Annotated in this window: 28 protein-coding genes and 1 pseudogene; 13 read left to right on the forward strand and 16 right to left on the reverse strand. The window is 62.9% G+C overall.

The annotated features are described in order from the left end of the window. Positions 1-52: 52 nt before the first annotated feature. Together EJ066_RS21405 and EJ066_RS21410 are read right to left on the reverse strand one after the other, a co-directional pair. A complete protein-coding gene (locus EJ066_RS21405) occupies positions 53-571 on the reverse strand; it encodes a hypothetical protein (RefSeq protein WP_126041415.1) in 519 nt (172 codons plus the stop codon). Further along, positions 568-1,293, reverse strand: a complete 726-nt coding sequence (locus tag EJ066_RS21410; RefSeq protein WP_126041417.1) for a DUF2259 domain-containing protein — start codon at positions 1,291-1,293, stop codon at positions 568-570. Before EJ066_RS21410 ends, EJ066_RS21405 begins: the two co-directional genes overlap by 4 nt. Before the next feature lie 144 nt (positions 1,294-1,437). On the opposite strand from EJ066_RS21410, the gene EJ066_RS21415 reads away from it, so the two are divergent. Then, positions 1,438-1,692, forward strand: coding sequence for a DUF2171 domain-containing protein (locus tag EJ066_RS21415; protein WP_126041419.1), 255 nt, complete (start codon positions 1,438-1,440; stop codon positions 1,690-1,692). A gap of 61 nt (positions 1,693-1,753) precedes the next feature. Here EJ066_RS21415 and EJ066_RS21420 read toward each other — a convergent pair whose 3' ends face one another. Both EJ066_RS21420 and EJ066_RS21425 read right to left on the reverse strand, forming a co-directional pair. Then, positions 1,754-2,755, reverse strand: coding sequence for a P1 family peptidase (locus EJ066_RS21420; RefSeq protein WP_126043997.1), 1,002 nt, complete (start codon positions 2,753-2,755; stop codon positions 1,754-1,756). Next, complete coding sequence (locus tag EJ066_RS21425; RefSeq protein WP_126041421.1) at positions 2,755-3,828, reverse strand: ABC transporter substrate-binding protein; 1,074 nt, start codon at positions 3,826-3,828, stop codon at positions 2,755-2,757. Before EJ066_RS21425 ends, EJ066_RS21420 begins: the two co-directional genes overlap by 1 nt. Before the next feature lie 189 nt (positions 3,829-4,017). Here EJ066_RS21425 and EJ066_RS21430 point away from each other — a divergent pair, with 189 nt between their 5' ends. The 7 genes and pseudogenes from EJ066_RS21430 to EJ066_RS21460 all read left to right on the forward strand — a co-directional run bounded on the left by EJ066_RS21430 (position 4,018) and on the right by EJ066_RS21460 (position 10,326). Then, positions 4,018-4,512, forward strand: a complete 495-nt coding sequence (locus EJ066_RS21430; protein WP_126041423.1) for a flavin reductase — start codon at positions 4,018-4,020, stop codon at positions 4,510-4,512. A gap of 28 nt (positions 4,513-4,540) precedes the next feature. Continuing rightward, complete coding sequence (locus EJ066_RS21435) at positions 4,541-5,470, forward strand: MoxR family ATPase (RefSeq protein WP_126041425.1); 930 nt, start codon at positions 4,541-4,543, stop codon at positions 5,468-5,470. 4 nt (positions 5,471-5,474) lie between these two features. Further along, positions 5,475-6,724 (forward strand): annotated as a pseudogene (locus EJ066_RS21440) (VWA domain-containing protein). A gap of 28 nt (positions 6,725-6,752) precedes the next feature. Beyond that, positions 6,753-7,091: an XdhC family protein gene (locus tag EJ066_RS21445; RefSeq protein WP_126041427.1), complete on the forward strand. Its 339-nt coding sequence runs from the start codon at positions 6,753-6,755 to the stop codon at positions 7,089-7,091. 10 nt (positions 7,092-7,101) lie between these two features. Then, on the forward strand, positions 7,102-7,806 hold the full coding sequence (locus EJ066_RS21450; RefSeq protein ID WP_126041429.1) for an XdhC family protein: 705 nt from the start codon (positions 7,102-7,104) through the stop codon (positions 7,804-7,806). Then, positions 7,803-9,413, forward strand: a complete 1,611-nt coding sequence (locus EJ066_RS21455) for a molybdopterin-binding/glycosyltransferase family 2 protein (RefSeq protein ID WP_126041431.1) — start codon at positions 7,803-7,805, stop codon at positions 9,411-9,413. Before EJ066_RS21450 ends, EJ066_RS21455 begins: the two co-directional genes overlap by 4 nt. 31 nt (positions 9,414-9,444) lie before the next feature. Further along, a complete protein-coding gene (locus tag EJ066_RS21460) occupies positions 9,445-10,326 on the forward strand; it encodes an alpha/beta hydrolase (protein ID WP_189644332.1) in 882 nt (293 codons plus the stop codon). A gap of 4 nt (positions 10,327-10,330) precedes the next feature. Here the strand turns inward: EJ066_RS21460 and EJ066_RS21465 are convergent, their stop codons facing one another. Continuing rightward, positions 10,331-11,380, reverse strand: a complete 1,050-nt coding sequence (locus tag EJ066_RS21465; protein ID WP_126041433.1) for a DUF1176 domain-containing protein — start codon at positions 11,378-11,380, stop codon at positions 10,331-10,333. 123 nt (positions 11,381-11,503) lie between these two features. Between EJ066_RS21465 and EJ066_RS21470 the strand changes: the two genes are divergently transcribed. Further along, on the forward strand, positions 11,504-12,010 hold the full coding sequence (locus EJ066_RS21470) for a DUF1993 family protein (protein WP_126041435.1): 507 nt from the start codon (positions 11,504-11,506) through the stop codon (positions 12,008-12,010). 60 nt (positions 12,011-12,070) lie between these two features. Here EJ066_RS21470 and EJ066_RS21475 read toward each other — a convergent pair whose 3' ends face one another. Both EJ066_RS21475 and EJ066_RS21480 read right to left on the reverse strand, forming a co-directional pair. Next, positions 12,071-13,102, reverse strand: coding sequence for a hypothetical protein (locus EJ066_RS21475; protein WP_126041437.1), 1,032 nt, complete (start codon positions 13,100-13,102; stop codon positions 12,071-12,073). Between the two features lie 236 nt (positions 13,103-13,338). Next, the gene (locus EJ066_RS21480; protein WP_023798224.1) at positions 13,339-13,503 is read right to left on the reverse strand and encodes a hypothetical protein; all 165 of its coding nucleotides are present in this window, start codon (positions 13,501-13,503) and stop codon (positions 13,339-13,341) included. Between the two features lie 240 nt (positions 13,504-13,743). Here EJ066_RS21480 and EJ066_RS21485 point away from each other — a divergent pair, with 240 nt between their 5' ends. Both EJ066_RS21485 and EJ066_RS21490 read left to right on the forward strand, forming a co-directional pair. Beyond that, complete coding sequence (locus tag EJ066_RS21485) at positions 13,744-14,811, forward strand: aldo/keto reductase (RefSeq protein WP_126041439.1); 1,068 nt, start codon at positions 13,744-13,746, stop codon at positions 14,809-14,811. A 37-nt stretch (positions 14,812-14,848) separates the two neighbouring features. Continuing rightward, entirely contained in the window at positions 14,849-16,114 is a 1,266-nt protein-coding gene (locus EJ066_RS21490; protein ID WP_126041441.1) for a cysteine desulfurase-like protein, read from the forward strand. A gap of 18 nt (positions 16,115-16,132) precedes the next feature. On the opposite strand, the gene EJ066_RS21495 is transcribed toward EJ066_RS21490, so the two are convergent. The 9 genes from EJ066_RS21495 to EJ066_RS21535 all read right to left on the reverse strand — a co-directional run bounded on the left by EJ066_RS21495 (position 16,133) and on the right by EJ066_RS21535 (position 24,734). Beyond that, entirely contained in the window at positions 16,133-17,164 is a 1,032-nt protein-coding gene (locus EJ066_RS21495) for a histone deacetylase family protein (protein WP_126041443.1), read from the reverse strand. Next, positions 17,164-17,676, reverse strand: a complete 513-nt coding sequence (locus EJ066_RS21500; protein WP_189644333.1) for a GNAT family N-acetyltransferase — start codon at positions 17,674-17,676, stop codon at positions 17,164-17,166. Before EJ066_RS21500 ends, EJ066_RS21495 begins: the two co-directional genes overlap by 1 nt. Before the next feature lie 165 nt (positions 17,677-17,841). Continuing rightward, entirely contained in the window at positions 17,842-18,771 is a 930-nt protein-coding gene (locus EJ066_RS21505; protein WP_126041445.1) for a 3-keto-5-aminohexanoate cleavage protein, read from the reverse strand. A gap of 4 nt (positions 18,772-18,775) precedes the next feature. Next, the gene (locus tag EJ066_RS21510) at positions 18,776-20,155 is read right to left on the reverse strand and encodes an aspartate aminotransferase family protein (RefSeq protein WP_126041447.1); all 1,380 of its coding nucleotides are present in this window, start codon (positions 20,153-20,155) and stop codon (positions 18,776-18,778) included. A 1-nt stretch (position 20,156) separates the two neighbouring features. Next, entirely contained in the window at positions 20,157-21,797 is a 1,641-nt protein-coding gene (locus EJ066_RS21515) for a N,N-dimethylformamidase beta subunit family domain-containing protein (RefSeq protein WP_126041449.1), read from the reverse strand. A gap of 8 nt (positions 21,798-21,805) precedes the next feature. Further along, on the reverse strand, positions 21,806-22,570 hold the full coding sequence (locus tag EJ066_RS21520; RefSeq protein ID WP_126041451.1) for an amino acid ABC transporter ATP-binding protein: 765 nt from the start codon (positions 22,568-22,570) through the stop codon (positions 21,806-21,808). Next, positions 22,567-23,226, reverse strand: a complete 660-nt coding sequence (locus EJ066_RS21525; protein WP_126041453.1) for an amino acid ABC transporter permease — start codon at positions 23,224-23,226, stop codon at positions 22,567-22,569. The genes EJ066_RS21520 and EJ066_RS21525 overlap by 4 nt, the downstream gene beginning before the upstream one ends. A gap of 12 nt (positions 23,227-23,238) precedes the next feature. Then, on the reverse strand, positions 23,239-23,886 hold the full coding sequence (locus EJ066_RS21530; protein ID WP_126041455.1) for an amino acid ABC transporter permease: 648 nt from the start codon (positions 23,884-23,886) through the stop codon (positions 23,239-23,241). A gap of 65 nt (positions 23,887-23,951) precedes the next feature. Beyond that, positions 23,952-24,734 carry an ABC transporter substrate-binding protein gene (locus EJ066_RS21535; protein ID WP_126041457.1) on the reverse strand — a complete coding sequence of 261 codons (783 nt, stop codon included), beginning with the start codon at positions 24,732-24,734 and terminating at the stop codon, positions 23,952-23,954. Between the two features lie 135 nt (positions 24,735-24,869). On the opposite strand from EJ066_RS21535, the gene EJ066_RS21540 reads away from it, so the two are divergent. Beyond that, positions 24,870-25,829, forward strand: coding sequence for a LysR family transcriptional regulator (locus tag EJ066_RS21540; protein WP_126041459.1), 960 nt, complete (start codon positions 24,870-24,872; stop codon positions 25,827-25,829). Positions 25,830-25,902: 73 nt separating this feature from the next. Next, the gene (locus EJ066_RS21545) at positions 25,903-26,151 is read left to right on the forward strand and encodes a ParB N-terminal domain-containing protein (RefSeq protein ID WP_126041460.1); all 249 of its coding nucleotides are present in this window, start codon (positions 25,903-25,905) and stop codon (positions 26,149-26,151) included. Positions 26,152-26,234: the final 83 nt, after the last annotated feature.

Consider the following 26,234-nt stretch of genomic DNA (forward strand, 5'->3'; position numbering starts at 1 on the left):
TCCTGACGTGCGAGGGCGTTCGCCCGCGTCCTAACAGAGGCAGACAAAATGCTCAACGCTGCCGCCGCGCAAACCAGATGCTGGCGAGAGCGAGCGCGATGAAACCAAGCGGAAAATAAAGCCGGATGCCCAGCACGACGAATTGATAGAATGCCGTCACCACGGTGTGCACGAACTGGATGGACCAGGCGATGGTCAGTGCAGGTGCATGCCATTGGACATAGTAGGAACGGTAGTGCAGCGCAAAGAGCCCGCCGGTGAAGCCGATCGTCGCGGCGAGAAGGCAGACGAACGCGGCGGCCAAGGCGACCTCCCAATGCCGTCCGAGCGAGACGAACCGCGCCAGGAACAGGCCAACCGGAAAGGCGAGCGCACCGCCGGCCGCATAGAGCAACGAGACGAAGCGGATCCTTGCCGGGGTCTCCCAATCGTCCAACAGCAGATTGACAAGCGCGCTGGCGCCCATCGCCGCAGCCCATAACAGGGCGCCGCAGACCGCGACGCCCGGCGACGGCAACGCTTTGCGGATACGACTCAGGATCCGGCTGTGTATGACGGGGAGCGGCGTCACAGCCGGCCGGTCACCGCGATCCAGCGATAGTCCGGCCCTTCGAAGCCGTATTGGCGCACCGCAATCAGCACGGCATAGGCGCTGAGGCCTTGCAAGGAGAATGTCTGCACCGCGCCGAGCCGATAGCCGTTCGGACAGCCCCTGCTTTTGGGGATCGACTTGTCCTCGTGCAGAAGCTCAGTCTTGCCGCCGTCTTTCGCCTCGATGCGCAGCAGGCGAAAGCCGTTGATATCGCCCTGGCTCTGGCAGATTTCGGTATTGTTCATGCCGATCTCGTCGAGCCGGAACTCGAGCGCGTCGTCGACCGGCGAAAAGATCGGACGCGGATTGACCGCCATGCGGAACGGATCGGCCGACAGTTCGGTCACCGGGTTGAAGCCGGCGGTGATGCCGCGATTCGCGGCCAGTTCGGCTTGGCTGACGATCGCTTCGCCTTTTTGCCGGGCCGCAAGGCGCGCCGCGTCGAGCGTTGCGCTCTCGTCGTCAAGCCGCACCTTGATCGGCGTGCCCTTGAGAAAACTGTCGTCGGCCGTGTTGATATAATAGCGATTGGCGTAGGGAAATCCCGATCCATCCTGGACGCCATATTCCTCGAAGGCAAAGACGCCGCCATCCCCAGTGAAGCCGAGGATTTCAAGCTCGGCGACATCACCGGCTTGGGCGGTCTGAGAAGTTGCAAACTGGGCAAGGAGGGAAACGGCAAACAGGACAAGGATTCGCATGCTTTTTTCCAATCCGGCAGCAGAGCTCGTTTCAATCCCCTATCACGATGAAGTCAAAACGTCGTGCGGTATGAAACGCAAAGCCGATGCATCCAATCGTGCCGTTATTTGTTATTATCGGCAGCTTCAAATGGAGACCCCGTAATGACCGATGCAGCCAGGATTCGCGAACATATGGAAGTGATCGGCGCCGACGGCGTCCATGTCGGCACCGTCGATAAAGTTGAAGGACAACGAATCAAGTTGACCAAGCGCGACAGCGGCGAGGGCGCTCACAGAGGGCATCACCACTTCATTCCCCTCAGTCTCGTTGCCGAGGTCGAGGGGCAGAAAGTGCGGTTGTCCGCAAATTCGGATGTCGCGGTCAGCTTCGAGGAAGAAAAATCCGACCCCACCTGATCACGGGTCATTTGATCACGGGCCATTTGATTACGGCCCATTTGATTATGGCAGCGCGCATTCAGCGCGACGACCAGACCGGAAACAGATCGCCGTCGGCGGGCGTGGCGGCAAAGACGCCGCGACTGATGGCGCGTGCCATGGTGGCCCCGGCTGCGGCGTAGAGGTCGATCGCGTCGTTGGGCGCGAGCTCGATGCCGCTCTTGCCCGTCGCCAGCGCGAAGACCAGATCGCCGTCGGCCGGCGTGTGCGTCGGCCAAATGGCATGGACGAAACCGTCATGCGCCGATATGGCGAGGCGTTTGGCGGCGGCCTTGGTGAGAACGGCATCCGTGGCGATGACGGCGATGGTCGTGTTGCCGCTCACTTGGCTGTCGCGGAACTTCAGCAGGATCCTTTTCGCGTCCTCTGGAATAGGCGAGGGATAGCCAAGCCCGCCGAACTCGTCGCCGATCTCGAAGGGCGCCGCCCAGAAGTGCCTGCTGCGGGCGATCGTCACCGAGCCGATCGGGTTGGCGGCCGCGAGCGCGCCGACGGTGACGCCGCTGTCGAGCACCGTCGAGGCCGAGCCGAGGCCGCCCTTCAGGCCGGAACTCAGAGCACCCGTGCCCGCGCCGACCGTGCCCAGCGGAAAGTCGATGCCGACTGCCTGTGCCGCCTCATAGCCAAGCTCACGGTAAGGCGGATAACGGCCCCAGTCCTTGTCACCGCCATTGCGCAGGTCGAAAAGGATCGCCGCCGGCACGATCGGCACGCGAAAGCCGCCGACCTCCACGCCGATGCCCCTTTCGCGCAGTGCCGCCTGCACGCCGGAGGCGGCGTCGAGGCCGTAGGCCGAGCCGCCCGAAAGCACCACGGCATGGATCGCTTCGATCAAATTGTGCGGCTCGAGCAGGTCGGTTTCGCGCGTGCCCGGCGCACCGCCCAGGATCTGGACACTGGCCACCGCCGGTTCGTCACACAGCACAGTGGTCACGCCGGACTTCAGCCTCACATCGGAAGCGTTGCCGACACGCAGGCCGGCGACATCGGTGATGAGATTGCGCGGCCCTGTACGAAACATCATCTGATCTCCGCCGGTACGAATTGCGCGCCGTTGAAACGAAAGACCCGATAGAGGTTTTCGGTCAAGTCTCCCTTGCCGTCAAAGCGGATCGACCCGATAGCGGTGCTAAAGTCGTGCGCGGCGAGCCCATCGGCCATTGGCTTGCCGGAAGTTTCCACCACGTCCGCGGCCGCCTTGGCGATCTCGACCGCCGCATAGGCTGGCAGCGTGTAGCCGTCCGGCTCGATCTTCTGTGCGGCAAAGCTCTCGAGCACTTTGGGCCCGGCAACATCGGCCCATTCGGGCGGCGCGATCATCAGCGTGCCCGTCGCATAGGGCACGTCGCCGGGCGGAGCGCGCAGCGCTTCGCCGCCGGCAAAGGTGATGCCGGCATCGAGCTGGCTGGCGTCGCGACCCATGACGGCGATGTCGTCACCGTCGCCGCCGGCGAAGACATGCGTGGCGCCGGCCCTCTTCAGCCGCCCGATCAGCCCGATCTGGTTGTCGAGCTGCGGCCGGAACGTGTCGACGAACACCGGTTTCAGCGCCGCCTGTTCGGCCGCTGCCCGAAGCGTCTCTGCGATCTCGCGGCCATAGATCGTGCCGTCGTCGACGATGGCGAACAGTTCGTTCTGCCATTGGCGGGCGAGGATGGAGGCAACGGCGTTGCGCTCATCATCGCCGCGCGGCCCGAGACGAAAGACCGGCCAGCCGGTCTTGGTGCGCCGGTCGGTCAGGCTTTCGGTGCGCACGCCGACGGTGATGACCGGTATGTTGGCGCCCTTCAGGATCGGCAGCGCCGCCTCGATCGCCTCGGTGCAGAGGAAGCCGACGACCACGCTGACTTTCACCGCGGCGAATTCCCTCGCTGCTGCAGCCCCGCCTTCAGCCGTGCAGGCGTCGTCGACCATCCTGAGCTCGACACCATTCGCCTCCGCCGCCAGGCCGGCGCCCGCCTCGATCTGCTTGCCGAGGAGAGCCGACGGCCCGGATAGTGGCGCTGCGACGCCGATCAGGAGCGTCTCAGCGCCCGCATTGCCGGCGAGGGACAGCCATGCCAGCACCGCTATTGTCGTTGTCCTGGGTAGCATGCGAGCGAAGAAATCCTCCGCGCCGGTCGCGTGTTTGCCGGCACTATTTCCCGCCAAGACCTAAAGGCTGGTTAGCTTCCACGCAACACGCGAAATTCAGGATGCATGTCAACCACTTCGCTTGTGCATGCAATATGCCGCCATATATAACGCCTGAGTTCATCTCGCTTCAAACCATGGAAATCGCCGGTGCTGAAGAAGAACGACATAGGGCCGCAGGCCTATCGCGACGCGATGAGCCATTTTGCCGGCCACGTCCATGTGGTCACCACCGATGGTCCCGCCGGCAGGCGAGGTGCGACTGTCATTGCAGCCTGTTCGGTCTCGGACACGCCGCCGACCGTCCTGGTTTGTCTCAATCGCGAAAATCCCAAGAACGAGCCGTTCGTGAAAAACGGCAAGTTCGCCTTGAACACGCTGGCTTCACATCAGGAGGCGCTGTCGGTCGGCTTTTCCGGCCTCACCGGCCTGCCGGTCGAGGAACGTTTCGCGTTGGGCGAGTGGGATGTGATCTCGACCGGTGCGCCAACGCTGAAAGGCGCGCTCGCCGTGTTCGACTGCGAACTGATCGACACCAAGGATCTGGCTACCCACCGTGTGCTTTTTGGCAAGGTGACAGGCCTGCGCATCGGCGATAATTTGCAGCCGCTGATCTATCACGGCCGCGGCTACCACGTTCTATGATGGGTATGGCTGCACTCGCGGAGAGAGAATGACCGAGTTGAAACCGCGCCCCGCGCCGCGGACGATCGATGAGACGCTCGATCTCCTGACCGGCGCGGACTATGTGGCGGACCGGTCGCTGGCGACCGTGCTGTTTTTATCGCTGCGCATGAAGCGGCCGCTGTTCCTCGAGGGCGAGGCCGGCGTTGGCAAGACCGAGATCGCTAAGGTGCTGGCGCAAGCGCTAGGCCGTCGGCTGATCCGCCTGCAATGCTACGAAGGCCTCGATGTCTCGTCCGCCGTCTACGAGTGGAACTATGCCGCGCAGATGATCGAGATCCGCATGGAGGAGGCGGCCGGCAAGGTCGACCGCTCCGACATGGAGCGCAACGTCTTCTCCGAAAAATACCTGATCCGTCGCCCGGTGCTCGATGCGCTGACGGGCAAGGCGGGCGCCGCCCCGGTCTTCCTGATCGACGAGCTCGACCGCACCGACGAGGCCTTCGAGGCATTCCTGCTCGAAATCCTCTCGGACTTCCAGGTGACGGTGCCCGAGCTCGGCACGATCAAGGCGGAGGAGCCGCCGATCGTCATCATCACCACCAACCGCACACGCGAGATTCACGACGCGCTGAAGCGGCGCTGTCTCTATCACTGGGTCGACTATCCAAGCGCCGAGCGCGAACTGGAGATCGTGCGCAGAAAGGTACCGCAGGCCAACAGCCGGCTGTCGGCCGAGGTTGTTTCGTTCATCCAGAAGCTGCGCCAGATCGAGCTGTTCAAGGTCCCGGGCGTCGCCGAGACCATCGACTGGGCGGGCGCGCTGACCGAACTCGACAAGGTGGCGCTCGATCCAGAAACCGTTTCAGACACGATCGGCGTGCTGTTGAAGTACCAGGACGACATTGCCCGCATCGAACAGGGCGAGGGCCGGCGCATCCTCAACGAGGTGAAGGCCGAGCTTTCGGCGGCGGAGTAGGGCGATGGCAACGCCGCGTCCCGAACCGAAAGAGGCGACGCCGGACGGGCGGATAGCCGACAACATCGTCTATTTCGCCCGCACCTTGCGCAAGGCCGGCATGCGGGTCGGGCCAGCCACGGTCAAGGATGCGATCGAGGCGGTGCTGGCCGCCGGCATAGGTTCCCGCGACGATTTCTACTGGACGCTGCATGCCGTTCTGGTGTCGCGGCACGAGGACCACGCCACTTTCGACGAGACTTTCCGGCTGTTCTGGAAATCGCGCGAGCTGATCGAAAAGATGCTGGCGATGTTTTTGCCGGTGGCGCCCGATAACAAAGAGAAGCAAAAACCCCGCGCGGCTGAGAACCGCGTCAGCCAGGCGATGTTCGAGGGCCATCAGAGAAACCAGCCGGTGCAGGAAATCCCGGAGATCGAGGTCGACGCGCGCTTTACATTTTCCGGTAACGAGGTGCTGAGGGTAAGGACTTTGCCCAGATGAACGCCGCCGAGATGGCCGACGCCAAGAAAGCGATCGCCGAGCTGCGGCTGCCCTTCGACATGGTCAGGACGCGACGCTTCAAATCCGACGCGCATGGCCGCCGCATCGATCCGCGCGCCATGATGCGATCCGTCGCGCGCACCGGTGGCGAATTGATCCTGCCGAAATTCCGGTCGCCGCGCGAGGTTCACCCGCCGCTGGTCGTGCTTGCCGACATTTCCGGTTCGATGAGCCAGTACACGCGCATCTTCCTGCATTTCCTGCATGCGCTGACCGAAAAGCGCCGGCGCGTGCATGCCTTCGTCTTCGGCACCAGGCTCACCAATCTGACGCGGCAGATGCGCCATCGCGATCCCGACGCGGCACTCGCCGACTGTTCGGCAGCGGTGAAGGACTGGTCGGGCGGCACCCGCATCGGCGATACGCTGGCCGAATTCAACCTGATATGGTCGCGGCGCGTGCTGGGGCAGGGCGCGGTCGTTCTCCTGATCACCGATGGGCTGGAGCGCGACGACGTTGCCGGACTGTCGGAGGAAATGGAGCGTCTGCACAAATCCTGTCGGCGGCTGATCTGGCTGAACCCGCTGCTGCGCTTCGATGGCTTCGAGGCGCGCGCCCGCGGCGTCAAGGCGATGCTGCCGCATGTCGACGAATTCCGTTCCGTGCACAATCTCGATGCGCTCGCCGATCTGTGCGCCTCGCTGGACAAGAAGTCGGCGCGGTCGGTCGATCCACGCCGGTGGATTGAGGGTGGCGCCAGAGACGCCGCATAACCACATGTCTTCTCCGGGAGAAACGATCATGAAGAACAGCATTTATCTGGATGAGGCCCGCGATCCGCTGATCGTCGCGGAAGGCTGGATGAAGGACGGCAAGGATGTCGCCATTGCCACCGTGGTAGAAACCTGGGGCTCGGCGCCGCGTCCGGTCGGCAGCCATCTTGTCATTGATGCGGACGGCAATTTCCAAGGTTCCGTTTCTGGCGGCTGCGTCGAAGGCGCGGTGGTGGCCGAGGCGGTCGACGTGATCGAAAGCGGCAAGGCGAAGATGCTGGAATTCGGTGTCGCCGATGAAACCGCCTGGCAGGTCGGCCTGTCCTGCGGCGGCCGTATCAAAGTCTATGTAGAGCGGCTGGGTTAGGCCGGGCACGATGGATCCGTACGCGCTGAAAACGCTGAATGCCGAACGCCGCGCCCGCCGCGCGGCGATCCTGGTCACCGATCTTGGCGATGGCCGCGACCGCATCGTGCGTGAAGGCGATCAGGTCGCCGGCGAATTGGGCGCTGCGATCGCGAAGGCGTTTCGCACCGGCAATTCCGGGTCGGTCGAGGCGGAGGGGCGAACCTTCTTTCTCAACGCCTACCTGCCGCAGCCGCGCCTGTTGGTGATCGGCGCCGTCCATATCAGCCAAGCATTGGCGCCGATGGCCAAGATTGCCGGTTATCCCGTCGAGATCGTCGATCCGCGCACCGCCTTTGCCACCGCAGACCGCTTTCCCGACGTCGCGCTGCACGCCGAATGGCCAGAGGATGTCCTGAAACGCCAGCCACTCGACAGCTATACGGCGCTGGCCGCTGTCACCCACGATCCGAAGATCGACGATTTCGCGCTGAAGGCGGCGCTCGACGCCAACTGCTTCTACGTTGGGGCGCTCGGCAGCCGCAAGACCCATGCGAAGCGTGTCGAGCGCCTGCTGGCATTGGGCGCGACCGCCGACCAGATCGCCCGCATCCATGCGCCGATCGGCCTCGACATTGGCGCGGCCAGCCCGGCCGAGATCGCCGTGGCGGTGCTGGCACAGGCGATTCAGGCCTTTCGCTCGCGTGGCCTGGAAGCCAGGGATGCGGCAGCGTGAAATTCGGCTCGATCCCGATCGACACGGCCGAAGGCGCGGTGCTGGCGCACGCCACCACGGCTGGAGAGCGGCGTTTCCGCAAGGCGCACCGGCTGAGCGCCGACGATGTTTCCTTGCTCAAGGCAGCGGGGATTTCGGAGGTCGTCGCGGCGGTGCTGGCTGCCGATGATCTCGGCGAGGACGCTGCCGCTGAAAAGATCGCCGAAAGCATGATCCATCGCAATATCGAGGCCAAGCCCGCCGCGACCGGCCGGGTCAACCTCCACGCTCAGGCCGCCGGCATATTCACCGTCGATGCGGCGATGATCGACGCCATCAACGCCGTCGATCCGACGATTACCATCGCTACGCTGGCGCAGCACGCGCCGGTTGAAAAAGGCCAGATGGTGGCGACGGTGAAGATTATTCCCTTCGCGGTCGGCTCCGTGCTGGTCGATGCGGTGGCAGGAATCTGCGCCGGCGGCGAGATCTTTGCCGTCAATGCCTATCAGCCGGTGCGTGTCGGCGTCATCCAGACGGTTCTGCCCGGCATCAAGCCGAGCGTGCTCGACAAGACGTTGCGCGTCACCGAAACGCGCCTGGCGCGCTCCGGCGGCCGGCTGACGGCGGAACGCCGCACGCCGCACGAAATTGCGCCCGTGGCTGACGCTGCGGCCGCGCTGGCGCGCAACAACGATATGGTGGTGATCTTCGGCGCCTCGGCGATGAGCGATTTTGGCGACGTTGTTCCGGCGGCGATCGAGAAAGCTGGCGGCACCGTCATCCGCGCCGGCATGCCGGTCGACCCCGGCAACCTGCTGGTGCTCGGCACGCTTGCCGGCAAGCGTGTCATCGGCGCGCCGGGCTGCGCCCGCAGTCCCAAGGAGAACGGCTTCGACTGGGTGCTTGACCGGCTGATCGCCGGCCTCGACGTGACGGCCAAGGACATCGCCGGCATGGGTGTCGGCGGGCTGTTGATGGAAATCCCGACGCGGCCGCAGCCGCGCGAGCCGCTGCCAGCCAGGGCCGAGTTCAAGGTCGATGTCGTGCTGCTGGCCGCCGGCCGCTCCAGCCGCATGGGCGGGCCGAACAAGCTGCTGGCGCTGTTCGACGGCAAGCCGCTGGTCCGCCGCACCGCCGAACGCGCGCTCGGCTCGAAAGCCTCCGATACAATCGTCGTCACCGGCCATCAGCGCGAGCGCGTACGAGCGGCGCTGTCTGGTCTCGACGTCACCTTTGCCGAAAATCCGGATTTCGCTGAGGGCCTGTCTTCATCGCTGAAAGCCGGCATCGCGCGGGTCGCCGGCGACGCTGCCGGTGCCATGATCGTGCTTGGCGACATGCCGGGCGTTGCGTCTGCCGACCTCGACAGGCTCATCGACGCATTCCGCAAATCCGGGGGCCGATCGGTCGTGCGCGCCTCGCATGAGGGAAAGCGCGGCAACCCGGTGCTGCTGCCGCGTTCGCTGTTTGCAGCGATCGCTCATCTCGAAGGCGATACCGGCGCGCGCCATCTGGTCGAGGCCGAGGGGCTCGATGTCGTCGATGTCGAGATCGGCAAGGGTGCATCCATCGATTTAGACACCCGCGAGGCGCTGGAAGGCGCCGGCGGCGTGCTGCAGGATTGACAAACCGAAGCCGAAAAACGATGCCTTTGGCATGGCTTTCCGTTTACCCCTTCTGACCTCGCTATTTCTTTTGTTTTCGTGTTTGGCGTATGGCCAAACACTGTCGCTAAAGCCCTTCAAAGACGATCTGTTCGCCTATCCGGCCACGCTCTCCTCCGGGAATAACGGCGCCTATACGGTCATCGACTATCGTGAGCTGCGCGATATCAACGCCCGCGACAAAGTGCCGGAGCGCCGCGCGCATTCGCAGTATGTCGACACCGGTGTGCGCAAGGTGCAGCAGGACTTGCTGCTGAAGACCGATGCCGGCGACGTCAGGCATGTCGCGGTCGGCCGCACGCAAGGCGCTGCCATCATCGTCCTCTACCTGCACGGGCAGGGCGGCAGCCGAAAACAAGGCGTCGACGATTTCACTTTCGGCGGCAATTTCAACCGCATCAAGAACCTGATGGCCGGCAATGGCGGGCTCTATCTGTCGCCGGACTTTTCCGACTTCGGCGACACAGGTGCTGCCCAGATCGCCGCGCTGATCGGCCACTATGCCGAACAGTCGCCGAGTGCGAAGATATTCGTTGCCTGCGGCTCGATGGGCGGCGCGCTGTGCTGGAAGCTTGCAGCCCGCAAGGATATGGGCGGCCGCATCGACGGGTTGCTGCTGCTCGGCTCGCTGTGGGATGAGGGTTTCTTCTCGAGCCCGGCCTTCAAGCGCCGCATTCCGGTCTTCTTCGGCCAGGGCAGCAAGGATCCGGTGTTTCCAGTCGAGAAACAGGAAGCCTTCTTCCGCTCCATCCTCGCCAGATCGAAAGCCTACCCGGCCCGCTTCGTCCGCTTTGAGACGGGCACGCACGGCACGCCGATCCGCATGGCGGACTGGCGCGGCGCGCTCAACTGGATGCTGTCGAAAGTGCCCTAAGCCGTTAAGGCGCGGTGTTGTAGTCCACCACCGTCTCCGGGTTGATCTCGCCGTCATAGGAGGCGTCGACGTCGTACTGCACCAGCGAGAAATTGCCGTGGCGGAACAGATAGGTGCCGGCCGACGACGCATCGCCGACGCCGCGCCACTTGTTGAGGGACGAGATCGTCTTGGTGGCGTCGTCATATTCGGAATTGACCAGCTGGTCGTCGGTCTCAAAGCCGATGACGTTGATCGCCTCGACCTTGCCTTCGCTGTTGTCGTTCTCATAATGGATATCGAGTTCCGGCGAGGCGAACTGAAGTGGCCGCACGCCCGATACATCGTCGGCGATGTAATAGACGGCACTCTCATTGTAGGCGGCCATCGAACAGAAGAATCGGAACAGCCGCGTCTCGCGTTCGGGCTCGTCGCTCGCCGCACCGGCATCCTTGTAGCGGAGGGAATAGGCGTCCGGCTCTCCCAACGGATCGCCGTCAGGCATTTCCTTGTCGCACTGGTCGCCATAGGTGGCCGCAAACGCCTTCTTGGCCTGCTCCAGCGCCGCATCCTTCTTCGGCGGCGACGGTCCGTCACCGCAGCTTTCCGGCACGGCGTCCTCGAAATCGGCCTTAGCCGGCTTCAGCGCGCCCTTGTCGATGAAGATCGAGCGGAACGGCGGTTCCTGGATCGAGGCATTGATCTGGCGCAGCGTGTAGCAACCGGCAAAGACATGTTCGGCACCGTCCTTCGCCGTCGCCCGGATGGCGACAGGGACATTGTAGTAGATGCTGCCGGCTGCGCCGTCTTCCGACACGCCGCCGGTTTTGACTTCGACCTTGTCGGTCCCGTCATAACCCTTGACGAACGCATCGAAATCCTTGGCCGGCTTGGTGTCGCCGAAATAGTCCCAGGCGCGCGCGAATTCTTGCCGGTTGATGGCGCTGTAGAGCGAACGGATGACCGCTTCGGCGTCCGATCTGTCATCGATGTAGGGCGCTTCGGCGGCGAGCACCGGTTGGCCTGTCGCGGCAAGGGAGAAAAAAACGGTCGCTGCAAAGAAGGCGCGTCTCATCGGAATCTCCACCTGATGGAAAGATTCTATCATACCGATTGCGGCGACGTGGTGACGCTTGAAGAATCGCTTGGGAAGGCGCTACGTCCCGCCGTCGGCGCTCCCGCCGGATAGGAGATTCACGTGACCATATCGATGTACGACGCGTCCGTGCCGGTGTTTTCGGCCAGGCTGAAAGCGCTTTCCAATGTGCTGAACATCGCCGAGCAGAATGCGCTTGACCGCAAGATCGATCCGCAGGTGTTTTTGACGTCGAGGCTGGCGCCGGACATGTACGCTCTGACCAGGCAGGTACAGATCGCCACCGACCACGCTAAGGGCGCGCCATCGCGGCTGGCTGGCCGCGAGGTGCCCAAATACGAAGACAACGAGGCAACCTTCGCCGATCTCCAGGCCCGCATCGCCAAGACCGTCGACCATCTGGCGACATTCTCGGCTGCCGATATGGACGGCTCCGATGACAGAACGATCGAGCTGAAGCTCGGTCAGCGCGAATTCTCGATGGCCGGCATGCAGTATCTGCTGCATCTCGCCATGCCCAATTTCTATTTCCACGTGACCACCGCCTACGACATACTGCGCCACAATGGCGTGCCGCTGAGCAAGGCGATTTTCATGGGATCGCGCTGAAGAATTGAGGCCGTCGCCAAGGTGTCGCAACAACTCTGCGCCTGAAGCCGCGGTCCGATATCAATAGGGATCAAGCGCCTCAACCCATTGCAGCTCGGTCAAATTTGCCATGCCCTTGGCGTTCGGGCACATCGACACCTTTGACACGCGGTCAAAGTTGGAAAAAAAGTTGTTGAGCTGCCTGGAAATCACTGCGGCATTCTTCATGTCGTTCTTGCCGCATGGGCACCCGCGCCGGTCGTTACGCGGCACGACATGGTGCACTTCCGCCGAATCCCGCTTCTGGGATTGGTTGTTCAGATCGGCGGGTTCGATGCAGATCGTTCCAGACCGGTTGTATTTCTTGATGCATTCGCTCGCCTTCGGCTTCGGATAGCAGAAGCCAGCCAGGTCGGAAGTAATCTTGCCATGCTTGGCCTTGTTGATCGCCTTAACCTGAGCCTTTTGATCAATGGCAAACACCATGCCGTTGTGGGTGGTGGTTTGCGTGGCGAGACACGCCTTGTACGGACCCTCACGGTTCCGGTACGGCCCCTGAATATCGTGGTTGCAATAAGGGTGGTAGTGGTTTGGCGGGATTTGCTGAAGCGAGAAAACTGTGTCGCTGCCGCCGGCGCAAACCTTGCCCTCGATGAAATTGCCGCCACTGCAGCCCATTGCGCCTGCTTCACACCAATTGCAGGCGTAGGTTCCGGGATTCACGCCGTTTTTGCCGGTGGGGCAATACGGCGTCGGAAAATTACCCACATTGAACTGACCTTGAACATCGGCAAAGGCGATGCAGGCCTTCTTCCCTGTTTTGAACCAGCAACTGATCGACGTGCAGTCATTCGGATAAGCCGCCTGGTAAGTGGGCAACTCGGCGTCGGTGGCATTGCTCAACTGCCAGCCATTGCAGACGCGGTCGGTGACGCTGGTCATGAACTGGCTGCCGCCGCCGCACAGCGCCATATGCTCGTATCCCAGCGGCGACTTCCAGTAGCTGCTTGCAGGCGGCGGCGGCGCATTGTCGGCGGTGGCCGACATTGAAAGCGAGGTAAGAAATATAAGCGCGGCAAAAACGCACCAACATAGCGACCGAACCAAAGCCATCACATATCTCCCTCAGGACAGCGACCGGCACGGTCCGTAGAGCGCGCACATATCCGCGTCGTTGCAGGCATATTGTGGTGCTGTAGAGTTGTTCCTAAATTTCTGTAGAATTGTTCCTAGTTTCTGTAGAATACTATGCCAATGGCCGTCCCACAATGCCGCCAACATGCACACTTGGACGAATCTGTTGCAGGCTCAGCACCTACGCTGCTACTTGAGCCGTTGGTTTACTTTAGCTAGCGGGAGGACATTTCGCGGGCGACGCGCGGGAAGTCGGCTGGTTTGATGCCGATATCCGCACGGTCGGCATTGCTCATCGAATGAAGCAATGCCAGAGCCGCGCGGTAACGCAGATGTTCCTGCGGACGCGGACGGGCGAACATTTCAGTGAGGAAACCCATGATTCAAGCCCCTGGTTGGTCCTCCCAAGCCTCAATATAAGCAAATGATGACAATTGTGCAGTGCAGCATTTGCATGGCAGCCATGCCACTTTTGATTTTTGACTACATTGAGCGCCCCTGCTTCGGCGTCTGGAAAAGTCGCTGGCCCACTGGCACGGGCTTGGAGACAGCCCGCGTCTTCCTGTATGCTGAAGCTTCCTCCCGCGCAGCCGCATAAAATTCCCACCGGAGAAAATTCCATGCACAAACGCCGCCTCGGTCGGACCGATCTTCTTGTTTCCCAGATTTGCCTGGGATCGATGACATGGGGCCAGCAGAATACCGAAGCGGACGGCCATGCCCAGATGGACATGGCCTTTTCACGCGGCGTCAATTTCATCGACACTGCCGAGCTTTACCCGATCCCGCCCAAGCCGGAAACGCAAGGCCGGACCGAGGCGATCATCGGCAGTTGGATGAAGGCGAAGCGCAACCGCGATCAAGTGATCCTCGCCTCGAAAGTGGTTGGCCGCACCGCCAATACATGGTTCCGCGGCGGGCGCCCGTCGAAGCTGGTGCGCGCCGATATCTTCGATGCCGTCGAAAAATCGCTGACCAGGCTCAACTCCGATTACATCGATCTCTATCAGATCCACTGGCCGGAGCGCGCCGTGCCGTGGGGCGCCAATCCGAATCGCGTCGGTGCCGTGGCGCTACGAGCCGATTCCGTCGGCGCGCCGGCCGGCGAGGTGCCGATCGCCGAGACGCTTGCCGTCTTCGATGAACTGGTGAAGGCAGGCAAGATTCGCTATTTCGGTCTTTCGAACGAGAGCTCCTGGGGCGTCATGCGGTTCATCGCCGAAGCCGACAAGGGCGTTGGTCCGCGCCCGGTGTCGTTGCAGAACGCCTATAATCTCGTCAACCGCAGCTTCGAGGTGAACCTCGCCGAGGTCTGCGAGCGCGAACAGGTTTCGTTTCTCGCCTATTCCCCACTGGCGCAAGGCTATCTGAGCGGCAAGTACGATCACGGCGCGCGGCCGCAAGGCTCGCGCTCGCAGCTCTTCAACCGTGGCCAGCGCTACGAGACGCCCAATGCCGCGGAAGTGCTGCTCGAATACAATGAGCTGGCGCGCTCTTTCGGCATGGAGCCGGCGCTGTTCGCCAACGCCTATGTCGCGAGCCGGCCTTTCGTCACCTCAAGCATCATCGGCGCGACGACCATCGCGCAGCTCGAAATGGCGCTCTCTTCGGCCGAAGTGACCTGGGCCGAGGACATGCAGAAGGCAGTCGACGCAATCCACCAGCGTGTTGGCAACCCGTGTCCGTGAAAAAATTATAAATGATTACAAAGGGAAGGGGCCAGAAGTGAATTTTCCGATCGAGGCCGTGCGCGAGAAATTTCCGGCACTGTCGCTGACCGACAGGGGTCACCGCCGCATCTACCTCGACAACCCGGCCGGCACGCAGGTGCCACAGGCGGTTGCCGACGCGGTGTCACGCTGCCTGCTGACCACCAATGCCAATCTCGGCGGCTTCTTCGAGACCACGATCGCGGCCCAACAGATCGTCGATGACGCCCATGCGGCGATGGCCGATTTCCTCGGTGCCGCGAGCCCGCGGGAAATCATCATCGGCGCCAACATGACGACGCTGACCTACCACATGTCGCGCACGCTCGGCCGCACGATGAAACCCGGCGACGAGATCATCCTCACCCGCATGGACCACGAAGGCAACGTCTCGCCCTGGCTGCAACTGGCCGAAGACCTTGGCCTCGTCGTGCGCTGGCTGCCCTTCGACCAGCAGAGCTGGCAGATCGAGGAGAAGGCGCTTGCCGCGCTGCTCACCGACAGGACGCGGCTGGTCGCCTTGAACTATGCCAGCAATCTGACCGGCTCGATCAACCGGGTGAAAGCGCTGACCCGCATCGCCAAGCAGGCCGGCGCGCTGGTCTATGTCGACGCCGTGCAGTTCGCGCCGCACGGCCTGATCGACGTGCAGGACCTCGGTTGCGATTTCCTGGTCTGCTCGGCCTATAAATTCTTCGGGCCGCATATGGGCATATTGTGGGGCAGGCTTGATGTCATCGACAGGCTGAAGCCGTATAAATGCCGCTGCTCGTCCGACGCTCTGCCGGAGCGGTTCGAACTCGGCACGCCGCAGATCGAGCTGATGGCCGGACTGACGGCCGCGATCGATTATTTTGCGGAACTGGGAACTGCGGCAGGTGATGGCGGTTCGCGCCGCGCCAGGATCGCCAAGGCGTTCGAAAGATCAATCGCTTACGAAAGTCCGCTGGCGCAAAGGCTGATCGACCGGCTGTTGGACATTTCAGGCCTGACGATCCACGGCATCACCGATCCGGCGCGGATCCGTGAGCGCGTGCCGACAGTCTCGTTCACGGTCGACGGCGTTGCGCCGGACACGATCGCACGGCAGATGAATGCGGAAAACATCTTCCTGTGGTCGGGCCACAACTACGCGTGGGAGGTCGTCCACCAGCTCGGCATCCCGGCCGAGCACGGCGTCGTGCGCATCGGCATCGCCCACTACAATACGGCGGGCGAGATCGACGAGACGATTGAGAGCGTGCATCGGATCGTCGCCATGCTGCGACAGCAGCGATTCTGACGCGACGGGCCACGAAAGCTACCGCTTCATGCCGCCGCCGAAGCCGGTGAGGAACGCGGTGAGATTGTCACCGAGTTCGTCGCAAAGATAGCCGCCTTCCTGGACGATGACCGTCGGCAGGCCGAGGCCGGCAATCGCCTCGCCGATGCGCGAGAAGCCTGGTGTCGTCACCGACAGTCCACCGAACGGATCGCCTTCGAAGGCGTCGAGGCCGAGCGCTACCACAAGTGCTTCCGGCGCAAAGGCGCGGATACGCTGGAACGCCGCAGCCAGCGCTTCGAGGAATGCGGCGTCGCCGGATTTGCGTGGTAGCGGTAGATTGAGGTTGTAGCCGAGGCCTGGCCCTTCGCCGCGCTCGTCGGCATGGCCCCAGAAGAACGGATAGAAGCGCACCGGATCGGCATGCAGCGAGACGGTGAGCACGTCCGGCCGGGCATAGAAAATGCCTTGCGTGCCGTTGCCGTGATGCAGGTCGACATCGAGGATCGCCACCCGCGCTGATTGCCTGCGCAAGGTCTGTGCCGCGACCGCCGAATTGTTGATGAAGCAGAAGCCGCCGGCGACATCGGCAAAGGCGTGGTGCCCGGGCGGACGGCATAGCGCATAGGCAGCCGGCGCGCCCGCCATGACCGCTTCCGCGGCTTCAACCGCACTCCAGGCGCTCCACAGCGCGCTCTGCCAGGTTTCACCGGAGATCGGGCAAGCGGTGTCGGCCATGTGGTAGCCTGCCTGGCCGACCGCCGAGGCCGGATAGGAGCCGTCCCGGGCAATCGGGTGGATATTGGGGATCACTTCCGCCGAAGCGCCCTCGATGCGCTGCCAGCGCGCGAAGATGTGCTCGAGAAAATCGAGATATTCGGGCGTATGCACCGCCGCAACTGGTCCGAGCCCGTGATCCCTCGGCCGTTCGATCGTGCAGCCGGCGGCCCTGGCGCCGGCGAGCAGCCGTTCGACGCGTTCCGGTTTTTCCGGATTGGGCTTTTGGGCACCGCTGGAGAGGAACGCCGTGGGATCGTGGCGCTTCTGTTCTTGGGCATAGAAGGCTTTCATTATTTCCCCTCATCCATTGGCGCATCGGCGAAAGCGAAGAAGGCCTCGCCGACGATTTTCTGCACCTGCTCGTAGTTCGACCAGGCAATGCCCAGCCTTTCGTAAAAAGCCTTGGCGGTTTCATTGTCGGTGTCGACGGACAGTCTGAGGTAGACGCCGCCGTCTTTCCGGCATTCTCGCGCGACACGCCGCAGCAAGCGTTCGCCGATACTGCGGCCGCGAAACCGGTCCTCGACATAGAGGTCCTGCACATACACGCCGGGCCGCCCCATCCAGGTCGAAAAGATCGGGAAGTGGAGGCACAGGCCGGCGAATTCGCCATCGACTTCGGCAATCAGCGTCGAGAAGGCAGGTTTTTCGCCAAAGCCGTAGGTGCGCAGGTCATCGGCCGTCGAGATGATTTCCTCGGGCGCGCCGATATGGTCGCCGAGCCGCAAGAGCGCAGTGTGGATGGTGTCGACGTCCTCGATGGTGCCGGAGCGGACGATGATTTTGGGCAAATCGGCAGTCAACGGAGGTTCGATGCCGAGGCACCCCCTTCTGGCCTTGGCAGCTTCGCCGCTGTGCCCATCTCTGCAACGTCGGTAATTGGCGAAAGCATTCGTGACATCCGATCTCCCCCCTTGCGGGGGAGATGGCCGGCAGGCCAGAGGAGGGTGGGACGGAAAGCAACCATCTCAGAACGCTACCCTATCGCCGCCCTTGAGCGCCAGCATCTCCCGCGCCTCGGCGGGCGTGGCGACGTCCAGCGACAGCCCGTCGAGCACGCTGCGGATACGGCGCACCTGGTCGGCATTGGACTTGGCCAGCTGGCGGCCGTCGTGGAGGCTGTCCTCCAGCCCGACGCGGACATTGCCGCCCATCGCCGCTGCAATCGAGATCATCGGCATCTGGTGGCGTCCGGCAGCGAGCACCGAAAACTGGTAGCTGTCGCCGAACAGTTTGTCAGCGATGCGCTTCATATGGACCAGATTGTCCGGATCGGCGCCGATACCGCCGAGAATGCCGAACACGAACTGGATGAACATGGGTCCCGACACCAGCCCCCGGTCGCGGAAGTGCGCCAGCGAATAGAGATGGCCGACATCGTAACATTCGAATTCGAAGCGTGTGCCACAGCCCTTTCCTAGTCTTTCGAGCACGGTCTCCATGTCGGCGAAGGTGTTCCTGAAGATCGTGTCGCGTGTGGCTTCCAGCAGCCTGGGTTCCCACTCGTGCCGCCATTGCCTTGGCCGGTCGAGCATCGGGAACAGCGCGAAATTCATCGAGCCCATGTTGAGCGAGCACATTTCAGGCTCGGCCCTGAGCGGTGCCGCCAGCCGCTGGTCGAGCGTCATCAGCGAGGAGCCGCCGGTGGTGATGTTGATCACCGCGTCTGTCGCCTGCTTGATGCGCGGCAGGAACTGCATGAACACATCAGGATCGGCGGTCGGCCGCCCGTCCTTCGGGTCGCGGGCGTGAAGATGCAGGATCGAAGCGCCGGCTTCGGCGGCCGCGATCGCCTCGGCGGCGATCTGGTCCGGCGTCACCGGCAGATGCGGCGACATCGACGGCGTGTGCACCGAGCCGGTGACGGCGCAGGTGATGATGACTTTTCTCGGCGCCATTTTTTCAGCCTTCGACCGGCAGGTCGAGCTCGCCGGCCAGCACCTGCAGCGAGTCGCCGATGATGGCGACGATCTCGCCGATCTGCTCGGCGGTGACGATCATCGGCGGCGCCACCATGAAATTGTCGCCATCGACGCCGCCCTTGACCTTCCGCCCATAGATGATCAGGCCGCGCTCATAGGCGAGGTCGAGTAGGCGCTGGGTGGCCTTCTTCGCCGGTGCGATCGGCCTCAGCGTATCTGGGTCGGCGACCATTTCGGCACCTAGGAGCAGACCCTTGCCGCGCACGTCGGCGATGAACGGAAACCGCTTCGCCAGTCCCTTCAACTCGCCCATCAAAAGGTCGCCCATGGCAGCCGCATTGGCGATCAGGTCGAGACGGTCCATTTCGCCGAGCACGGCGAGCCCGGCGGCGCAGGCGAACGGATTACCGGCATAGGTATGGCCGTGCTGGAACCCGCCGGATGCGAGCAGCGGCTGCACCAGCCGCATCGGCGCCGCCAGCGCACCGAGTGGCGCATAGCCAGACCCCAGTCCCTTCGACAGTGCGACGATGTCGGGCCTGCAGTTCCAGTGGTCGCCGCCGAGGAACTTTCCGGTACGGCCGGCACCGCTCATCACTTCGTCATGGATGAGCAGGACGCCGTGGCGATCGCAGATTTCGCGGATGCGCGGGTAATAGCTGTCCGGCGCTACCAGCGCCGCCGTGGCAGCGCCGCCGACCGGCTCCATGATGAAGGCGAGCACGCTTTCTGGTCCCTCGGCGAGGATTTTTTCTTCCAGCATGTCGGCGTAGCGGATGCCGCGCTCTTCCATCGAGAGGTTGTCGCGGTCGCGCCATGCGGCAGGCGCCGGCACGGTCGGCATGACTTGCATCATCGGCGTGAAAGCTTCGGCCAAGGCGTCGTCGCCGGTGACGGACAGCGAACCAAGCGTGCCGCCATGATAGGAGGGAAAGCGGGTGATCACTTTCCAGCGCTTGGGCTGGCCTGTCGCCACTGCCCACTGCCGGGCGAGCTTGATGCAGGATTCCGTCGCTTCCGAGCCGCCCGAGACGAAGAAGATCCGGTCCATGCCTTCGGGGAGTTTGGCGGCCAATTGCCGCGCGAGATCCTCGGCCGGCTCGTTCTCGAAATGCAGCCGGTAGGCAAAGGTGGCGCGGTCCATCTGCCGCTTCATCGCATCGAGTACGTTGCGGTTGGAATGACCGATGTTGGCCACCATCGGTCCACTCGATCCGTCGATGAAGCGGCGGCCGTCTTGCGTCCAGATATAGATGCCTTCGGCGCGATCGACCAGCGGCCGGCGCAAGCTGGACAAATAGAACAAATGCGAGGGCGGGCGCGCCTCGGTGTCCGGGGCAGGGGTCTGGGATTTCAGCATGTCAGGGCTTTCCAAGGTAGCGGTCGAGAACATTTTTTGTGACGCGCTCGACCATCGCGTCTTGCCTTAGCAGGCCGGCGACCCATTCGCAGCTTCCGGCGTGGAACACCTCGCCCTTGCCGCGCGGGAAATTGACGATCATGCCGTTGCCGCGCTTGACCTTGTCGAGATTGGCATCGCTTGCCTCGCCAAACAGCGTCTCGGCGGAAAAGCGGCCATCCGCATCACCGAGAAACTGGTCCTCGAACGCAATGTCGGCGCTTTCCTCGACTTGGGCAGCCATGCCGACGGCGAGAATTTGCAGCCCATCCGGTGCGCCGCTGTTAGGCGCGGGGTAGGGCAGGCCGCCGCGGATTTCATGGTCGAGCCCGTCGACCTCATAGCCATAGACGTGGCTGTCGGCGCCGAGCAGGTCGCCATAATAGATGCCTGTGCCGGTAAACGCCCAATGCTCCGGCCGGTAGACCGGGAAGCCGCGCACGCCGCGTGGCGCGCAGCCGCCCCAGCCGGCGTAGAGGCCCTTGGTCGCATTGAGCCCGAAGGTCGTGGCGCCCGGCCGGCCGATTTCCGGCGCTTCCCATGAATTGGTGGCGCGGGTCACGTCGCCGCCTCGGTAGACCGGATCCTCGGCCCGCGCACGGTATTTGTAGCAGACCTGCCGGCGGCCCTCGTCCTCCAGCCTGGTTTGCCACATGAAATTGCCGGCGAAGCGCGCCGCATGGCCTCCGCGTGTCACATAGGCGTCGACCGCGTCGCGCATTTCCCAGGTCCAGTATTCGTCGTGGCCGACGAAGACGACGCAGTCATAGCCGTCGAGGATATCGGGAGAAAAATGCAATTCGTGCTGGCTGGCAAGGTCGACGGCATAGCCGGCACGCTCGGCGAAGCGAAAGAAGTGGCTGTCATAGCTTGCCCAGCCGGACGAGGCGTATTTCTTCGAATGGCCGGTGGCGAAGGCCCATTCCATATGCGGATAGCGCGGCACGGTTTTGGGCGGCACCGCGACCTCGAGCGGCACGCGCGGCGCCTCCTTCGGCAGCACGACAAAGCCGCGGCACCATGGCCGCTGCGTCGACACTTCAGGCGCATACTGGTCGCGGTTCGGGCCGGTGATGCCCTGATAATGGTTCGAGCCGCCCCAGGTGTTGTAGGAAAGCCACGTGCCCGTGGCGGCAACCTGCAGCACACGACCGCGTTTCTTGCCGGACGGCGGGCTGACGATGAAAAGATGGTGGCAGCGGATCGGCTTGCCGTCGCGGCCATCCGCCGTCAGCGTGACGCGGTAGGCTCCGGACGGCCAGTCGTCGCCGACGCGGAATTCAAACGACGCGTCCCAGCCGCAGCCTACGACCGAACATTGGTCGGGCGTATCCTGCCAGCGCGCCGCGATGCCAGCCTTCTCGAACACCTGCGTCTCTTCGCCGCCGTCGCGGACGATCGCCATGCCGAAGCTGGAGGCCGTCGAGCTGACATGCAGAGCCACCGTCTCGCCCCGGCGGTATGAAAAACGGTCGCTGTAGCACCAGATCTCGCCGCGTTCGCCATCCATGCCCGGCCATTCGTAATAATGGCCGCGCACCGCTTGCCGGCGCTGGTGCGGCGTCAGGCCGAAATCGGGGAACTTGTCGATCGTGCTGTTCATGGTTTGGCTCACGCGGAAAGATATTTCTTCAGAAATGTGCGGGTCCGCTCCTTTTGCGGAGCGCGAAACATCTCGGCCGGCGGACCTTCCTCCACCACCACGCCGCCGTCCACGAACAGCACCCGGTCGGCCACTTCGCCGGCGAAGCGCATCTCGTGCGTGACGATCAGCATGGTCATGTGTTCGGCGGCGAGCTGTTTCATCACCGCATTGACCTCGTCGACGAGTTCGGGGTCGAGCGCCGAGGTGGCTTCGTCGAACAGCATCACCTTGGGCTGCATGGCGAGCGCGCGGGCAATGGCCACGCGCTGCTTCTGGCCACCTGAAAGCCGCGAGGGATAAGCATCGATCTTGTCGGCCAGCCCGACCTTGGACAAGAGGCCATGCGCAAGCGCGTGCGCCTCGCTCTTCGTCATGCCTTTCAGGATTACCGGTCCCATGGTGACATTGTCGAGCACGGTCAGATGCGGGAACAGGTTGAAGTGCTGAAAGACCATGCCCATTTGCTGGCGCACCTTGTTGATGTGCCGCTCGAAGGCCTGGCCATGCAGCGGCTGGTTGACCAGCACGCCGTCCAACCAGACTTCACCGCCATTCAACGCCTCAAGATGGTTGATGGAACGCAGCAGCGTGCTCTTGCCGGAGCCGCTCGGCCCGATGATCGCCACGATCTGCCCACGCTCGACCGACAGGTCTATGCCCTTGAGAACTTCGACCGCGCCGAACGATTTGCGCGCGCCGCGAACCTCGACCATTGGCCGCTGCGTGCTCATCGGGAAACCTCCACATGTCTTTCAAACCGATGCAAAGCCGCCTCGAGCACCAGGTTGAGAATATAGTAGAGTGCCGCCGCCGTGATGTAGAACTCGAACGGCCGGAACGTTTCGCTTATCGCCAGTTGGGCCGAATGAACCAGTTCCGCGATGCCGATGACAGAGACGATCGACGATTCCTTCAATAGCGCGATCAGGTTGCTTCCGATCGGCGGAGCCGTGTTGCGGATAGCCTGTGGTATCACGACGTAGCGCAGCGTTTGCCATTTGCCGAAGCCGATGCTGCGCGCGCCTTCGGTCTGGCCGACATCGACGGCCGCGATGCCCGCGCGGATGACGTCCGCATTGTAGACGGCAAAATGCAGGCCAAGTCCGACGATGCCGGCGCCGAGGGCAGGGATGTCGATGCCGATCTGCACCAGGCCGAAATAGATCAGGAAGAGCTGCAGCAGCAGCGGCGTACCCATGAACACCCACATGAAGACGCGCACGGGGTAGGCGACGATCGCCGGCGCGTAGAGCACTGTGACCGCGAACAGGATACCGAAGACGAAGCTGAGTGCTCCCGCCGCGACCGTGAGCAGCGCGGTCCACCAGGCGCCAATCAACAAAAGGTCCCAGTAGGGCGGGACGACGGTGAAATCGAGACCTTGCATCGCGCTCTCCGCTCAGACGATTGCGAAGCGCTTGTCGAGCATGTCGACGATGCGGGCGACGGCGTAAACCATGATCATGTAGAGCAGCGCCGCGACGCCGAAGATCTCGAACGGCTTGTAGGTGGAGCCGATGAAGCGCTGGGCCGTGTAGGTCAATTCCACCACCGAGATGGTGGACACCAGAGCCGACCCCTTCAACAGCGCCACCGTGTTGACGCCGAGCGGCCGTATCATCAGCCTCGCGGCTTGCGGCAGCACGACCTTGCGCAGCGTCTGGAAACGGCTGAAACCTATTGTGCGCGCAGCCTCTGTCTGGCCTCGATCGACAGCCGCCACCGCGCCACGGATCGATTCCGCCATATAGGCACCGATGTTGAGGCCGAGGCCGATCACGCCCGCCGCGAACGGCTCCAGATTGATGCCGATTTGCGGGCCGCCGAAATAGAGCACGAAAAGCTGGATCAGGCAGGGCGTGCCGCGAAACAGGCTGACATAGAGCGTGCCGATTGCCCGCAGGGTTGCGGATCTCGACATTTTGGCGGCCGCGGCCGATGCCGCAGCCGCAAGGCCCAGGATCAGGGCCAGCACCGTAATCTCGATCGTCACCAACGCAGCTTCCACGAAGAACGGGAAGACGCGCTGCATCAGGGAGAAATCCATGGAATAGCCCAGCAGGAGTAGCGCTCGGCTTCAGGCGGCCCTGGCCGCCAGGAAGCCCTTGGGGATCAGCGGATGTCGCTGCCGACCCATTCCATCGAGATCTTCTCGTAGGTGCCGTCCGCCATCATGTCGTCCAGCGCCTTCTGCATGGCAGCCTTCAACTCCGGATTGTCCTTGCGTATGGCGATCCCGATGGCGACGCTGCCGCCTTCGATATCAGGCGTATCGAGCCTGCGGATCTTCTCACCCGTTTCCTTGATGGCGACCATGACCGGAATATTGTCGACGACAATGGCGTCGACGCGGCCGGCTTTCAGCTCCAGCATCAGTTCCGGCAGTCCCTTGTAGGTGCGGAGATCCCAGCCGCCCTGTTCGCGCGCCCACTTCTCATGCGTCTCGCCGAGCGTGACGCCAAGGGTCTTTCCCTTCAGCTCGTCGAGGCTCTGCACCTTGGAGGCCTCGTTCACGAAAACCGCGCGGCCGGCGTGGTAGTACGGGCCGACGAAATCGACCACCTTCTCACGCTCGGGCGTGATGGTCATGGAGCCGACGACGGTGTCGTATTTGTTGGCGAGCAGGCCCGCGATGATGCCGTCCCAGGCTGTCGTGATGATGGTGCCCTTGACGGCCATGCGCTCGGCGATGGCCTTGCCGATGGAGGCGTCGAAGCCGACCACCTCGTTCTGGTCGTTGACGAAATTGAAGGGCGGATACTGCCCGCTCATGGAAATCTTCAGCTCGCCCGCCGCCTTGATCTTCTCGAGGTCCTCGGCCTTGGCCGAAGCTGTTGTGAAGGCCGAGGCAAGCAGCAAGGCTGCGACCGCAATGCCGGAAAATAGTCTGTTCATCTGGTTCTTGTCCTCTGGATGGAAGCGCGAAGTCTTGTTTTTGGGACGCATCGAGGTGCTGTCCGGATTTCATGATTGTCTTTGCGGTAGCATTGCGCAAATAGATAATGGAAATAGAGAGCATAGATATCAGGAATGGCTTCGCCGCGCCCCGAAAGGCTGGTCTGGGATCTGGACTGGAATCTTCTGCGAACTTTCGTGGTGATCGCGGAAGTGAAGAGCATCACCCGCGCGGCCGAACGGCTCAATCTGAAACAACCAAGCGTCAGCAATGCCCTGCGCCGGCTGGAGGATCGAGTTGGACGCCGGCTGATCGAGCACGATGCCACGCGCTTCGAACTCACCGAAGTAGGGCGCCTGCTCTACGAGCAGAGCATCGAGGTGTTTGGCACTATATCGCAATTGCCGCTGCTGATGCGGGGCGTAAGCGATGATGTCACCGGCCATGTCAACATCGCGATGGCCAGCCATGTCGTCTCGCCGCTGTTCGACCGCGCGCTGTCGCAGTTCCACAGCGACTATCCGCGCGCCAGCCTTACAATCTCGGTCGCGGCCAGCACCGAAGTGGCCAAGCAGGTGCGGGAGCGTCGCGCCTCATTCGGTGTCTGTCTGGTCAGCCAGCGCGATCCAACGCTCGAATACACTATGGTCTATCGCGAATTCTTCGGCTTCTTTTGCGGGCCGCGGCACAGGCTCTACGGGCGAGCCGGCCTGACGCTGGCCGATCTCAGGGGCGAGCCTTCCGTATCGTTCCAGACCGACCATATTTCAGATGCCTTGCGGCCGGTTGCGCTGCTGCGCAGCGAGGCCAAGCTCGACGCCGACGTCGTCGGTGTATCCTCGAGCCTGGAGGAGGTGCGGCGCATGATCGTTGCCGGGCTCGGCATCGGTCCGCTGCCGCTGCATGTCGCGCGGCGCGATGTCGCCGACGGATTGCTGTGGCGGCTGCCGCCCTATCAAGCGCCGCCCGCCATCGACATCTTCCTGCTGGTCAATCCCGACAAGACGATGAATCGCGCCGAAAAAGCGCTGCTCTCGGGGCTGCAGGCCCTGATAGCCGCGACGCCGCTTGAAGATCGCATTTACGATGGTTGAGGACGCTCTTGGCCCTCTTCGCCAAACGGACTATCTCAAGGGGAGGGCGGTGTTTTCCGCTGCGGGAGCCGACATGCTGAGAGTGCAAAAAGTCAAGGTGGACGACATCTACGTGCCGACCGCGCGCCGGAAGACGCTGCATCCCGAGACCGTCCGGCACCTGGCCGAGGACATTCTGGAAAACGGCATGAAGACGCCGATCCAGGTGCGCCATGACGGCAAGCGTCATGTCCTGGTCGAAGGCTTGCATCGGCTGGAAGCGGCGAAGTGGCTCGGCGAGACCGATATCGACGCCTATCTGGTGCAAGCCAGGCGCCATTGACGCTCCCGGGCGCCACCTGGTTCCTAGGCGCGAAAGGCTTGGGTCACTTGCTTTGAGGTGATGCATGCGTTGGCGATTAGTGG

Origin of the sequence: Mesorhizobium sp. M9A.F.Ca.ET.002.03.1.2, assembly GCF_003952365.1 — a bacterium.
Classification (GTDB): Bacteria; Pseudomonadota; Alphaproteobacteria; order Rhizobiales; family Rhizobiaceae; genus Mesorhizobium.